Here is a 14,049-nt window from a genome sequence, read left to right on the forward strand (position 1 = left end):
TTAAGGAGATTTTGTGATAAAATCTAAATAAAGAGATGTATAAGGGAGGAGTAAAAATGTATAGTAAAATTAAAGAAGCAGCGGAATATATTAATTCAAAGACAGATATTAAACCATTATTAGGCCTTATTTTAGGATCTGGACTTGGATACATTGCAGATGAAATTGCAGATCCAATAATTATTGATTACAAAGATATACCATATTTTCCCAAATCTACAGTAGTGGGGCATGCTGGAAAAATGGTTATAGGTATGTTAGAGGGAAAACCAGTAGTTGCTTTGAAAGGAAGATTTCATGCATATGAAGGTCATGAACTAAGAAAATTGATTTTTCCCATTTACGTATTTAAAGAATTAGGAGTAGAAGGTTTAATTCTTACAAATGCAGCAGGTGGAGTAAATAGAACATTGAATCCAGGAAATATTGTAGCAAATGTAGATTTTATTAATTTTGCAATGAAAAATCCATTAATTGGTCCAAATATGGACGAATTAGGTCCAAGATTTCCTGCCATGGCATCACCTATAGATAAAAAATGGTTAAAGAGAATAGAAGAAAAAGCTGAAGAAAAGAAAATAAAAATAGAAGAGGGAATATATTGCTGGATGCTTGGACCTTCGTATGAAACACCAGCAGAAATTAAAATGCTGGAAAAGTTGGAAGGTGATTTAGTTGGAATGTCGACTATGCCTGAAATAATTGCTGCTAATCATTGTGGCATTAAGTCAGTTGCTTTTTCTGCTGTAACTAATATGGCTGCTGGAATATTACCACAACCGTTAAATCATAAAGAGGTTATGGAAGTTGCAGAAAGAATAAAGCATAAATTTGCTAAAGTAGTTAAAATAGCTATAAAAACATTTTGAGGTGATAGTATGATTAGAACAATTGAAGCTATAATTGGAGAAATAAATAAGGTGGAAAATATTATTGTTGTTGGACATATTATGCCAGATGGTGATGATATTAGTTCGGTTTTATCCCTGACAATGGGGTTGGAAAAAATTGGGAAGAATGTTAGAGCGGTAATTGATGATAATATTCCTGGATATCTGGAAGAATTTCCGTTTGTAAAAGAAAAGATAAAATCGTATGATTGTGTTAATAAGTTTCCAGCAGAATTAATAATATCAGTTGATGCATCATCTCCTGATAGAATTGGAAGAGTTTATGAACATTTTAAATATGCTCGAAGTGTCGTAATTGATCATCATGCAACGAATACTTATTTTGGTAATGTAAATTGGGTTGATAGATTTGGTGCAACCGCACAAATGGTGTTAAGATTAAATCGAATGTTAGAAATAGAATATGATTCTGATTTGGCAACAGCAAATTTATTGGGGATAGCAACAGACACAGGTTTTTTCAGATATTCAAATACAGATGCAGCGGTTTTTGAAGATGTTGCATGGCTTGTTTCTAAAGGAGGTAAAATTGGTTTAATAAGCAATATGATATTGGAAAATAAACCACTTGAACATTTAAAATTGTATAAAGATTTCCTTAACGAAATGAAATTAGAAAATAATAATACTATAGCTTATTCGCATATAACCATTGATATGTTGGATAAATACGGAATATTGCCGAAAGATTCTCCATCATTTGTAGGAGAATTAAGGGCAATTAAGGGGTAGAGGTCGCGATTACTTTTTCTGAGGCAGAACCAAATGTATATCATGTAAGTATGAGATCAAAAGATTGGTTTGACGTTTCAAAAGTAGCTGTTCATTTTGGTGGTGGTGGTCATCCAAGGGCAGCAGGCTTTAGCAAAGAAACAGATAACCTTGAAAAATTAGAAAAAGAGGTTGTGGAAACAATAATGAGTTTAATGGAGAGTTATAAATGATATATTTATTTATAATGTTTCTCTGGTTAGGGTTTGTTGGAGCGCTAAACGATTCTTCCATTTTGCTAGGAATAGTTATTACCTATTTAGTAGTAAAAATCTCAGAATTTTTTTTAAAATCTGAGATTTATGGTTTTGTTGAATTATTTATTTCTGCAATAGGTAGAATACTTGTTATGTATAAAATGACTTTTAGATCATTAAAATTCTTATTTAAAAAAAGCTATTGTGGATTAGTTCCTATTAATGTTGAAAATAAAACAGATGCAGAAAAAGCAGCTATTGCTAATTGTATAACGTTAACTCCAGGAACGATGTTCATATTAGAAGAAAATAAACATCTTATTATTCATAAATTTGCTGAAACTCCTGATGCAGCACATTCTTCTGATGATGTCTGGAAGGGTGAGTTATTTTGATTTATTTAATATTAGATATATTAATATTATTATCTTTATTTTTAATGGTTATCAAATTAATTCTCGGTCCTACAGCATGGGACCGTGTTTTGGCATTTGCTTCAATGTCATCGAAAATATCTATAATATCTTTGATATATGCGATAACAAAGGGTTTTTTTGTAATGATTGATATAATAATTATTTTTCTTGTATTAAATTTGTGGGAATAGTTATTATTTCTCGTTTTCTTGAAAGAGGTAGAAAATAATGTTTAGTAATATTTTGATAATTACAGGAGGAATATTAATTTTTCTTGGCAGCATTGGAATGCTAACCCAGAAAGACTTATATACTAGAATTCAATTTGGAAGTATTTCAGACACTGTAGGTACATTTACGGTATTAATAGGGCTTGCTTTAAAAGCACAAAATGAAATATTTAGATTTATAATAATTAGTATATTGGTGTTGTTAATTGGGCCTGTTTTATCTCATGCTATTGCTCATAGCGCAGCACATAATAAAGTAAAGGTGAGAGATAATGATTGAGTTTTTTTTACTAACTTCTTTGGTTATATTGGCATTAATAATGTTTTTTGTGAAAAAATATATTAATGCTATTTTAATTTATGCTGCTTTCGGAACAATTCTATCAGGAATTTTTTTTATTTTTAATGCTCCTGATGTTGCTGCTGTCCAGATGACTATAGGATCAGCATTTATTATATTTGTTTATATTATTGCGATAAAAACACGCTCAAAAATAAAAGTTGGATTCATAGAGACCCATATTTGTTTGAAAAACAAGGTGAAAAATTGACAGGATTTGAGAAAGAATTAATGGATAATTTTTCTGAAAATTCATTTTTTGAAATAGAGTTTATTCCAATTGAAAAGGAAAATATATCATATTATCTCAATAGTAATGAGATTGATATTATTGTAGGTGGATTAATAATATATGATGAAAAAAATTGCAACTTTTTGTATTCCAAGAGTTATTTGCCTACTAAATTATTTAAATATAGTGGCAACATTCCTGAAAAGTATGAAAGTATTATTTTAAATAAATCAGAAGAATCTAAAATTATTGATTATTTAAGATTAAAACATTATTTTAGAAAAAAATCTGATATTACTGCAGAAGAATTTTCTGATAGTGGTTATAGAATTATTTTTTCAAAAAATAATAAGGCATTAAAAGAAGAATTTAATAGATTTCTAAAAACATTTATTGATTCAAAGGAATATGAGTTTATAGTTCGGAGGAATATTGGATGAAAAAATTAATTTTATCATTAATATCCTTATCAACACTTTTATTTTTATTATATACAGAAATACCAGAAAAAATCGTAAAAAATCCAAATTATAATATAACAGTTTTACAGGATAATGGTTCTTTGAATTTAGTATCAGCTATTGTTTTGGATTATAGGTTTTATGATACTTTTTTTGAAATATTGGTTTTTACAGTAACTATAATAGGTATTTCTTATTTTATGAAATTTTTTAAACCATCCAAATATAAATTTTCAAAACCTTCAATTGTTTTAAAAGTTTTTGCGCCAGTTATGTTTCCAATAACACTTTTATTCGGTTTTTATAATACATTAACAGGACATTTATATCCAGGAGGTGGCTTCAATTCTGGTATTATTCTTGGTACCGGTGTTCTTTCATTATCTTTAATAAAAAGATACGAAGAAATAGAAGAAATTTTTGAAAAATCAAGAATAGAAGAAGTAAAAGTGCTGATACCATTATTTATTATTATATATGCTATAATAGGAAAGATTTTTTTGGAGAGTATTTTATCAATTTTTTTCCAAAGTTTAAACCGGGGACAATTTTTAGTGGTGGAAGTGCTGTGATGCTAAATTCCTTTATTGCATTTGAAGTTTTTGGAGGTTCATGGACAATACTTTATCAGTTTATAAAGCACAGGGGTTACTTTAATGAATTTATATTTTATATACTCTTATATTATTATTTTTTAGGTTTATTGGGTTTAATAATGAAGAAAGATTTAATAATGAAACTATTTTTTTTAAGTATATTTCAATCAGGAATATTATTATTTTTTGTTATATTAGGATATGATGAAAATATACCAATAATTATTTCCAATACTCTTGCTAACAATGCAGATCCTTTAATACATTCTTTTTTATTAACTGTTATTGTAATAGGGTTTGCCACAATTTCCTTATCATTGGTGTATATTATGATATTAGCGGAAAAATTTAAAACTCACAATGTAGATATAATTGAAGAGGAGTTAGAAAAATAATGGCTATATTATTAATATTGATACCAGTTTCATTAGGAATTCTGGCTTATATTTTAAAAAACTATCATAGAAAAATAGGATTTGCAGCATATATGATTATTATGTCTTTAAATACATATCTATTATTTTTGGGACATGAGGAAAGAATATTTCCTGGTGGTTGGGATAGATTGAAAGGTATAGAAATTTATTTTCCAAAAGAAATGTATGTAGTGGCTTTTTTCTTTAACATAATGATGTTTATAATTTATTGGCGTGCTGCGCGACGGCATAATAATATTTTTACATCATTATGGTTAATAATAAATGGTACATTAATAGGTATTTTAACATCAGAAGATTTTTTTAATACATATGTACATTTAGAATTAATATCTATTTCTTCATTTTTACTTATTGGTATGGGAAGAAAAGAAAGAAGAATTTGGGCAAGTTTGAAATACATGTTTTTAAGTTATATTGGATTAAATTTTTATTTATTGGGGGTTGGGCTTATTTATGCCGAAACTGGAAGTTTGAATTTGCACATAGCTTTTTCAAAAGAGCCTAATCCGTTAGCTGTTTCTTTTATTGTCACAGGATTATTGGTTAAAGGTGGGATGATTTTTTTAGCTACCTGGTTGCCAACCGCTTATTCAGAATCTTCCTCGGAAATTTCAGCAGTATTATCTGGATATATTACACCTATTGGTATGTATGTATTATATTCTTTTTCATTATATGATGGATTTTATAATGAAGTTAAAAAAATTTTATTGATTTATGGATTTACTTCTTTAATCATTGGAGCTATTATAGGTTTTTTTGAGAATGACTTAAAAAAAATATTAGCATATTCTTCAATTTCTCAAATGGGACTTTTGATGATTATTATTGCAGAAAAAAAAGAACTCTTCATTTTGTTTTTTACATTACACATGTTGTACAAATCTTTAGCTTTTTATAATATTGGTCGAATATATGAAAAGACTCATTATAGAGATTTGAATTCATTGAAAACGGTAAAAGATTATGATATAAATAAAATATTAGCAATATTTAGTGTTTTTGGTTTATCTGGAATATTTCCAGTTCAAACATTTTTCATAAAAGAAGGAATAGGTATTCATGGTGGATTAAAAATACTATTATATATTTCTGCTTTTACAACAGCGTTTTATTCAATAAAAATAATATCTGCATTGAAAATATCAAAAAAATATTATTATTTACTTTTGATTATACCAGCAATACCTCTTTTAAATTATATGCCATTACATTTTACTCTACTTGATTTAGGGATTTCAATTTCTGCACTGACTGCAGCTTTTTTTGTTACAAAAATAAAAACAACGGCTTTTTCAGTAAAATTAAATTATCTTGAGAATGCCCTAATTATGCAGATATTTTCTATAGTTTTTGGATATTATATAATTAAATTAATATAGTGAAGGTAATTGAAAGGAGGAAGGTTATGAAAAAATTTTTTCTTTTTCTTTTATTAATGTTCTTTTTGTTTTCCTCTACATTTGCTGCTTTAATGAAATCCATAGATGGAAATACTGTTAAAGTAGAGGTTATTGAAATTAAGGATGATAATGTTAAAGTGAAGGTGTTTAATCAAATATTAACTGTTCAAAAAGAAAATATAATGTATATTTCTTTTGATGAAAAAACTACAGCAGATTATGGAGTTATAGTAGATGATAAAATTTTTTCCGGAAAATTAACATCATATTCTTCTACAACTGCAAATATTCAGATGAATATTGGTGAATTTATTTTGAATGATGTTTCAAAATTAAAATTTGTAAATTTTTTGCATCCTGAAGTTCCAGATATTCAGTGGTTTAGAAAAGAACAACCTCAAAATTTTGATATAACTTTAGGAGATAATTATACTGAAATTAAAGGAAATATCTTTGAAGCTAAAGAAAATCAATTGTTTTTAAATATACCGATATTGGGTCAGGGAGTTTTAAATTTAAATGTTATAAAAAGTATATCTTATCCAAAATATGAATTTAAAGAACCATATGTATTGAAATTATATAATGGATATGAATTTAAATATGTGAATTTCTTAAAAAAAGTAAATGATTATTATTTCTTTGATCTGGGATACGGTACTTTAAGTTTATTAAATTCTTCTATTTTCGGTTTTTCAGGAGGTATGGAAAACCCTCAGGAAAAATATACATATTTTATTTTGAAAAACGGCATGAAATTCTTTGGAGATATTACAGGTAGTGATGAAAATAATTTAAATGTAACCAGCATATTTGGAGAGCATAAAATTTCGAAAGATTCCATTTTAACTTTTGCAAAAATACCTACTGATAAAATAATGCTTGTTGTATCGAAAGACGAAGTTATATACGGAGATTACAAGAAGGAAAATAGAAAAATTTCATTTAATCCATATAATAATGGAAAAATTGATATAATATTGATTAATTCAAGTAAGGAAAATGAGAGCATAGTTGCAACTCCATTAAAAAATTGGGAATTAAAAACGAATGTTGTTAATAAATCATTAGCTTTAAGCAATTATAATTTAATGGCATATGGAAATGATAAAATGGTCATAATAGTTTCTGTTGGTTCAAATGAAGGATTTGGAAGTTATAATCATGATACCAAAGTTACTTCATTGGCATTTGATGATGAAAGTCAATTATTGTATTCTGGAGATGAAAAAGGTATTTTAAATGTTTATAATTTAATTACTAAAAAAGTGGATTACATGTTTGATTTTAAAAGTAAAATAACTTATTTGATTGCAAAGAATAAGGTTTTATATGTTGCACTTGAAAATGGAAAATTATACACAGTAACTGGAGTTGAAAGTAAAGAATTGGCCGATCTAAAAAAGGAAATAACAAAAGTTAGTGTGAATGATAGAGCAATTTATGTTTCTATGAAGGATGGTACAGTATCTAAAATTGACAAATTTAACGGAAAAAATATCTGGAATGTAAAATTCGATGGTTCTGTTACAGATATTTTATTATTAAAAAATGATAAATATTTAATAGCTTCTCAACTCAATGGTAAAATTTCAATCTTAAATATTGAAGATGGAAATATTTTAACTTCATTTCAATCATTTGAAGGTGTTTATAATATTTCACCTTCATTGTTAAAGAAATATTTTATCGTATCAGGAAAGAAAGGAAAGGTTGAAATATGGAATAGCACTAATTTAAATAAAGTTTCAGAGTTTAATTTAGGAAATGACATATCTTATGTATTGGTGGATAATACAGGAGATGTTATTTTCTTATTAAATAATAATTCTATAATATCAATGAAATTATTTGATTATAAGTAATAATTTTCCTCAAAATAATATATTCAAAATAGGGTTGTTCTTCTGAACAACCCTATTTGTTTTCTCCTGTTTTTTTCAGATAATTTATTTCTTGAATAAGAATTATCAACATTAACAAAGAGAAAAGATATATAAATATTTTAAATTCTGGGATATTCCCTTCACTGGTATAAACAGCCAGCCACCCAAAAAGATATTTTAAAAGTTCATATGCTCCTATTAATAATGAAACAATACCTCCTACAATAATATGTGCTGATTTATGATACCATATATTTTTTATATCTTCCCATAAACCGATAAAAGCTATAAGAGAAACAGTTATATAAGAAATAAAAATGAAACTGTCATATTTTATATTTAGAAATGCCATTAGTAATGATAAACTACCTATTAATATTAATATTATTTTTTTATTTTTCATAGGAAAATTCCTCCTATCAAGTAAACAAAATTAGCTATTAGATAAGCAATGGTCAATGTATAAAATAATTCAAAAAATAACCATTTCCAGCTATTTGTTTCTTGCCTTATAACACTTAGAGTTGCAAAACATGGAATATAAGCTAAAACAAAAAATATTAGAGCTAAAGCAGATCTTTGAGTTAATATATCTTGCAATGCATATGTTATACCTTCCTGACCGACATTTAAAATAGTCATATAAGAAGAAGCAACTACTTCTTTTGCCACTGCACCAAAAATTAATGATATGTTTGTTTGCCAATTCCAACCAAGGTGAAGAGTTATAGGTTCAAAAAATTTACCAATATATGCTGCATAGGAATGTGAAATATCATTGTTGTTTGGGAAATATGATAATAACCATATGAATATAGTTGCTATTAAGATAATTCCTCCTGCTTTTTCAAGGAAATGTTTTCCTCTGTTCCAGGAATATAAAGCTAAATTTCTAAATGTTGGCATTCTAAAACGAGGTAATTCAATAGTAAATGGAACTTCTTCTCCTTTTATAAAAAATATTTGCAAAATTTTTGCTGATAACAATACCAATAATATACTTGAAATATAGACAAATAATAAAATTGTTGCAGCATTTTTATCGAAAAAAGCACTAATTAAAATAATATAAACAGGCAAACGCGCTGAACATGATGCGAAAGGAATACTGAGTATTAAAGCCATTCTTTCTTTTTTATTTGCAATTGTCTTTGTTGACATAATTGCAGGAACACTACATCCAAATCCCAGAATTATGGACATAAAAGATCTTCCACTGAGACCAAACTTTCTCACCAGTTTATCAACCAAAAAAGCAGCACGAGGTAAATAGCCAGATTCTTCTAAAAATCCCATGAAAAAGAATAAAACAAATAATTGGGGTATAAAAATTAAAACTCCACCCACTCCACCTATAATTCCATCAACAATTAATGAGTTTAACCATGGAATGGGGATTTTCCCATTGAAAAAATTTCCTAAATAATTAAATCCTATATCTATAAGATCAGATAAAGGGCTTGCTATATTAAAAGTTAATGAAAACACAAAGTATAGGGCTACGACATAAATTAACAATCCTAACACTTTGTGAGTCATAACATGATCTAAGATATCTCTCATAGCCCAACTTCTGCCTTTTTCTATTACAGAGCTTTTAATAATTGAAGAAATGAAAGAAAATTTCCAATTCATAAACTCTGATTTTAATTTATTAATATCAAATTGTGAATTAATATCTTCAATTAATGTTTCTGGATAGTGAAAATTTTTACTTCCAAATTCCAAATAATAAAGAGCTAACCATCTTTTATCATAAGATTTTAAAAAATCATATTCTTCAAGCTTATTAGAAAAATGTTCTATAAAAGAATTTATTGACTCAGTATATATAAAATTTCTTACAGGTATACTTTTCTTTTCTGCTACTTTATGTATGGATTCTAATAAAATGTCAATACCTATTAATTTTTTAGCAGAAGTTAAGACAACAGGAATATTTAATGTTTTTGATATAAAAGATGGATTTATTATTTTTCCTTTTGATTGTGCCTCATCAATAGAGTTAATTGCTAAAACAGCAGGCAAATTCATTTCTAAGATTTGCATTAAAAGGTACATTGATCTTTCTAAATTTAAAGAATCAGCAACAACTACAACTGCATCAGGCGACTCATTTATTAAGTAGTCTCTAGCTACCTTTTCATCATCACTTTGAGCAGATAGTGTATATATACCAGGTAAATCTACTAACTTGAAGTGGTGTCCTTTATATTTAAAAGATCCAACTTTTTTTTCTACAGTAACACCTGGCCAGTTAGCTATATATTGCCTACTTCCTGTTATTATATTAAATATAGACGTTTTACCAACATTAGGATTTCCAATTATGGCAATTTCAAAAGTCATAAATCACCCTCCACATCTTTTTTTATTACAGTAATTTTTTATAGGACAATCACTACATTTTAAGTTTAATGAATCAAAACTGTTGATCTTTATGCCTTTGGAAATCAAAAATGGAAACACAATATTCCACTCTTGATCAGTTAGGTTAAATTTTCTCTTTATATCATCCGTAGAGAGAGATTCTTTCCTATTTTCAAGATAGCTTAAAATATGGTCTATCATAACATCACCACTATTTATTTAATTTTTTTACAAGGATCTTTTTTGATCTTCCTTTCCCGAAGGTTATCGTTTTATTGTTTACTTTTAAAGAAACTTTTCCAAAATGATTGTTTATTACATTTATTATAGAGCCATTTACTATATTCAAATTTTCTAATTCTTTTCTAAAAAATAAACCACCTTTGATTAAAAAAATTTTGTAAACACCAGGTGTGCTTTCTTCTAAAGAAAGAATTTCTTCTGTAACATCAACAAAAATTTTTTCTGCTTCATTTTTTCTTATCATAATTTTATTATCCTCTATTTTAAAAACCATTGGATCACCAAATGGAGATTCGTGAACATAAGTAATTTTTTTCCCAGGTATTATTCCCATTGCGATAAATCTTTCCTTAATAGATTCTTCAAATTCTAATCTGATAATTATTCCATTCATTCCAATCTTTAAACTACTTAACGGTATTATCACGACATTCCTCCTCCTGAAACAAGTGATATTTTTCGTTTATATTATATACGAATTCTGTTAAAAAAGGTCGGATTATAATGAAATTTAAGATTACTTTCATTTATTTCAGAATATAAAATTAAAATAATATACAAAAAATTTAACTTAATAAAAACAATAACAAACCTAATTCTTTTTAAAAATAATAATTATAATGTTTTATTTATATATTCAATTACTTCTTCTAATTCTTTAATTTTAGTTTCTATTTCATCAGGTTCTTTAGAATAAGCAGCTGACCTAACACAGGTTTCGAGATGTTCTTTTAGTATTTGTGAGTTTGCTTTTTTAAGTAATGAAATTGAAGCCAAAATCTGCTTTGATATATCTATACAATATCTATTATCTTCAATCATTTTTATAACAGCTTCCACCTGGCCTCGTGCGGTTTTTAATACGTTTAATGATTTTTTATGTTTCATATGATGTGTATGCTTTTCCATTCTTATCCCTCCATATTCTGTTTTAAATATATTTAATAATATTATATACTATTTTTATTTATTTTGTGTGTTGCCAAATAAAAATTTTGTGGTATGATATTATAGAAAGAAAAAAAGAGGGAGGTCTATTATGAAAGAATTATTGAAATACCCAAAAGACATACTAATAACGGGTATCTTTTTTTTGTTATTGCCTTTTTTAATGGTTCCTGGTTGGGTGTATGAATATTCTACTCAAAAACACCTTGTATTTTCAATATTTTATACTATTATGTTTTTCTATTATTTTTATAAGCTGCAGAAAGAAAAATATGAAATTAAATATTCTTTAAATCATATCTATTTTTCTTTATTTGGATTGGCTACAGTAATTTCATTGATTAGTGTTATTATACAAAATAAATATTATTTTAGATATTCTTTTGAAGTTTCTTTTTATACGTTAATGATTGTTTTTGTCTCGTATATATTGACCAACCGATTTGGAAAAAAATTTGAGTATATTGAAACAGCATTATTTATATTTTTGATAACTGGTTTTATTATAGGGCTTGATGGCCTTTTGAATAAATTTTATGGTTATGATTTCTTTTTTGGAAAATACGGAGATCCCTCACAACGAATCACTTTAAGGACTACTATTGGCAATCCTAATTTTGTTTCAGATTATATGGGACAAATGATACCTATTGGTATTTATTTTGCATTATCAAAAAGATCAAATATTTATAAAAGAATTTTTTCTATTATAAGTATATTTGTTATGTTTTGGGTTTTATTATTTGCACAAACTCGATCAATTTATCTTTCATTCTTTCTGGGAATGGGGATATTTACAATTTTTTTCATATTGAGTATATTAAAAAATAAAGATGTTGAGAAGAAAAATTACATAAAATCAAAAAAATTTATTATTCCTTTGATTTTAATAGTTTTAATAATTTCTTTTTTATTGATAATGTTTAATATACCTTCTCCTTTTAATAAAGAAGGGGAAGTTGTAGCTTCAAAAAGATTTGAAGCAATTTCATCTGTTTCTTCATGGGATGAGAGAACTTTATCATGGTTAGCTGCTGTTGAACAATGGAAAGATAAAAACCATATTGAAAATAGATTTATTGGTGGTGGTATCGCAACATATCCAGTTTATGCCGTTAGATATATGGCAGATATTCAGGCAGAAAATCCAGCTAAATTTTATTATGCCTGGAATAATTTTAAAAGAGCACATAATGATTATTTGCAAATCCTTGGTGAAACAGGATTGTTTGGATTTATATCTATTATATTGTTATTATTTGGGTTAATATTTGTTTTTTTAATGAGAGTATTTAAAATAAAAGATTTTGATAAAATTTTGATGTTTAATTTATTTGCCTGGAGTCTGACGATTGTTACGGTTCATTCATTTACTGAATTTCCCATGCATTTACACCCCAATATAATGTCTGCTTTATTTATTATTTCTATAGCCCTATCAGAACAATTTGGTGAAACAAGAAAAATTAATATTGAGAGAAAGAAATTGAAAACTATTTTTTTAGTATTTATTATAATTGGAATTGTTGTTTCTTATTTAAAAATTCAATCAACAGCTGCAGAAGTGTTTTTTAAAATTGGAAATACCGAATACATGAAAATAGATGCATATGAAAATGTTGTAAAAAACCAAATTCCTAAAATTATAAATCAAATTGATGAAAAAATAAGAGAATATAAAAACTATAAAGTAACAAGTCCGCTTGAATTACAAAAAATATCTGCAGAAATAAAAAATTTAGAAGATCAAAAACAAAAATATTTAACAGCAAAAACTGAATATGAGAATAAAGCATTTAATTCTTATAAAAAAGCAAAGGAATATTTCTTAAAATCATTGAAAGCCAATTCAGCATTTGGTAAATCAGGATTTTATTTAGCACAATTGTTAGCTAAAACTCCATATAGGTTAATGGAGTTAGATTATAATAATCTTGAAAAATATATGAATATGGAAACACCAGAATATGCATTTATGTTAGATAAATTTAATGGTGCAATAGATTTAATGCCTTTTAATAGGTATCAAATAAGGGATACAATAAAGGATCTATATGAATTATTAAAAAATGAAGATAATACACAATTATTGCAGGCATTGGCTTATATTCAGACTATTCAGGATGAAATAGATCAGTTAGAAAGCAATTACACATCATTTAATGAAAAAAATGCTTATAGATTAATTGCCAAGCTAAATGTTCTTATATTCCAGAATTTGTTGAATATTGAAAGATACTATACTTCAAACGAAAAAGTTGTTAAAGAAATAGATAAATTGAAGAAAAAATATTATGAAGATTTTGTCCATTGGTATAACAAAACTATAGAAATTTTACCGGGAGGATGGAATAGATTTCCTGAATGGGAAGATGTTTATACAGAGTACATGAAAATAATGTTTAATTTTAATCAATATCTTGGATATGAAAAAACAATTGATAATATTATAGATATATCAAAAAAGAAAGTAAAGCAAATTATTATATGGCAAAAAAATTCAGGGGATTCCTGATGCATCGTTTGATTTTTTTGAAAATGTATATTTTCATTTAAAATCGATAAATAAAAATGAATTAGCTATTAATTTATCAAATTCTGTTGT

Annotated in this window: 18 protein-coding genes; 13 read left to right on the top strand and 5 right to left on the bottom strand. The window is 26.5% G+C overall.

All coding sequences use genetic code 11. From position 1 onward, the window contains the following. Positions 1 to 56: 56 nt before the first annotated feature. Genes DJ007_RS10180 through DJ007_RS10230 form a run of 12 tightly spaced genes read left to right on the top strand, consistent with a single transcriptional unit; the run spans position 57 to position 7,862 of the window. A complete protein-coding gene (locus DJ007_RS10180) occupies positions 57 to 869 on the top strand; it encodes a purine-nucleoside phosphorylase (RefSeq protein WP_129409462.1) in 813 nt (270 codons plus the stop codon). Between the two features lie 9 nt (positions 870 to 878). Next, on the top strand, positions 879 to 1,643 hold the full coding sequence (locus tag DJ007_RS10185; RefSeq protein WP_240739489.1) for a DHH family phosphoesterase: 765 nt from the start codon (positions 879 to 881) through the stop codon (positions 1,641 to 1,643). Positions 1,644 to 1,693: 50 nt separating this feature from the next. Continuing rightward, the gene (locus tag DJ007_RS17930) at positions 1,694 to 1,855 is read left to right on the top strand and encodes a DHH family phosphoesterase (protein WP_240739490.1); all 162 of its coding nucleotides are present in this window, start codon (positions 1,694 to 1,696) and stop codon (positions 1,853 to 1,855) included. Next, the gene (locus DJ007_RS10190) at positions 1,852 to 2,274 is read left to right on the top strand and encodes a Na+/H+ antiporter subunit E (RefSeq protein ID WP_129409463.1); all 423 of its coding nucleotides are present in this window, start codon (positions 1,852 to 1,854) and stop codon (positions 2,272 to 2,274) included. Before DJ007_RS17930 ends, DJ007_RS10190 begins: the two co-directional genes overlap by 4 nt. Continuing rightward, on the top strand, positions 2,271 to 2,486 hold the full coding sequence (locus DJ007_RS10195; protein WP_129409464.1) for a monovalent cation/H+ antiporter complex subunit F: 216 nt from the start codon (positions 2,271 to 2,273) through the stop codon (positions 2,484 to 2,486). The genes DJ007_RS10190 and DJ007_RS10195 overlap by 4 nt, the downstream gene beginning before the upstream one ends. A gap of 37 nt (positions 2,487 to 2,523) precedes the next feature. Next, positions 2,524 to 2,805, top strand: coding sequence for a monovalent cation/H(+) antiporter subunit G (locus DJ007_RS10200; RefSeq protein WP_129409465.1), 282 nt, complete (start codon positions 2,524 to 2,526; stop codon positions 2,803 to 2,805). Then, on the top strand, positions 2,798 to 3,076 hold the full coding sequence (locus DJ007_RS10205) for a Na(+)/H(+) antiporter subunit B (protein WP_129409466.1): 279 nt from the start codon (positions 2,798 to 2,800) through the stop codon (positions 3,074 to 3,076). The genes DJ007_RS10200 and DJ007_RS10205 overlap by 8 nt, the downstream gene beginning before the upstream one ends. Beyond that, positions 3,049 to 3,537, top strand: a complete 489-nt coding sequence (locus DJ007_RS10210) for a substrate-binding periplasmic protein (protein WP_165974114.1) — start codon at positions 3,049 to 3,051, stop codon at positions 3,535 to 3,537. Before DJ007_RS10205 ends, DJ007_RS10210 begins: the two co-directional genes overlap by 28 nt. Next, positions 3,534 to 4,130 carry an MnhB domain-containing protein gene (locus tag DJ007_RS10215; RefSeq protein WP_129409468.1) on the top strand — a complete coding sequence of 199 codons (597 nt, stop codon included), beginning with the start codon at positions 3,534 to 3,536 and terminating at the stop codon, positions 4,128 to 4,130. Before DJ007_RS10210 ends, DJ007_RS10215 begins: the two co-directional genes overlap by 4 nt. Beyond that, a complete protein-coding gene (locus DJ007_RS10220; protein ID WP_129409536.1) occupies positions 4,130 to 4,549 on the top strand; it encodes a sodium:proton antiporter in 420 nt (139 codons plus the stop codon). Before DJ007_RS10215 ends, DJ007_RS10220 begins: the two co-directional genes overlap by 1 nt. Beyond that, the gene (locus tag DJ007_RS10225) at positions 4,549 to 5,976 is read left to right on the top strand and encodes a complex I subunit 5 family protein (RefSeq protein ID WP_129409469.1); all 1,428 of its coding nucleotides are present in this window, start codon (positions 4,549 to 4,551) and stop codon (positions 5,974 to 5,976) included. The genes DJ007_RS10220 and DJ007_RS10225 overlap by 1 nt, the downstream gene beginning before the upstream one ends. Before the next feature lie 26 nt (positions 5,977 to 6,002). Then, positions 6,003 to 7,862: a WD40 domain-containing protein gene (locus DJ007_RS10230; protein WP_129409470.1), complete on the top strand. Its 1,860-nt coding sequence runs from the start codon at positions 6,003 to 6,005 to the stop codon at positions 7,860 to 7,862. Positions 7,863 to 7,914: 52 nt separating this feature from the next. Here DJ007_RS10230 and DJ007_RS10235 read toward each other — a convergent pair whose 3' ends face one another. From DJ007_RS10235 to DJ007_RS10255, 5 genes are all read right to left on the bottom strand, one after another. Continuing rightward, the gene (locus tag DJ007_RS10235) at positions 7,915 to 8,286 is read right to left on the bottom strand and encodes a hypothetical protein (protein WP_129409471.1); all 372 of its coding nucleotides are present in this window, start codon (positions 8,284 to 8,286) and stop codon (positions 7,915 to 7,917) included. Then, positions 8,283 to 10,232 carry a ferrous iron transport protein B gene (gene feoB / locus DJ007_RS10240; protein ID WP_129409472.1) on the bottom strand — a complete coding sequence of 650 codons (1,950 nt, stop codon included), beginning with the start codon at positions 10,230 to 10,232 and terminating at the stop codon, positions 8,283 to 8,285. Before feoB ends, DJ007_RS10235 begins: the two co-directional genes overlap by 4 nt. Positions 10,233 to 10,235: 3 nt before the next feature. Beyond that, complete coding sequence (locus DJ007_RS16150; protein ID WP_129409473.1) at positions 10,236 to 10,454, bottom strand: hypothetical protein; 219 nt, start codon at positions 10,452 to 10,454, stop codon at positions 10,236 to 10,238. 10 nt (positions 10,455 to 10,464) lie between these two features. After that, entirely contained in the window at positions 10,465 to 10,923 is a 459-nt protein-coding gene (locus DJ007_RS10250) for a FeoA family protein (protein ID WP_129409474.1), read from the bottom strand. A gap of 188 nt (positions 10,924 to 11,111) precedes the next feature. After that, on the bottom strand, positions 11,112 to 11,405 hold the full coding sequence (locus DJ007_RS10255) for a metal-sensing transcriptional repressor (protein ID WP_240739491.1): 294 nt from the start codon (positions 11,403 to 11,405) through the stop codon (positions 11,112 to 11,114). Positions 11,406 to 11,535: 130 nt separating this feature from the next. Between DJ007_RS10255 and DJ007_RS10260 the strand changes: the two genes are divergently transcribed. Continuing rightward, positions 11,536 to 13,959: an O-antigen ligase family protein gene (locus DJ007_RS10260; RefSeq protein WP_129409475.1), complete on the top strand. Its 2,424-nt coding sequence runs from the start codon at positions 11,536 to 11,538 to the stop codon at positions 13,957 to 13,959. The last annotated feature ends 90 nt before the right edge of the window (positions 13,960 to 14,049 follow it).

Source organism: Marinitoga lauensis (genome assembly GCF_004135675.1).
GTDB classification, from domain to species: Bacteria; Thermotogota; Thermotogae; order Petrotogales; family Petrotogaceae; genus Marinitoga; species Marinitoga lauensis.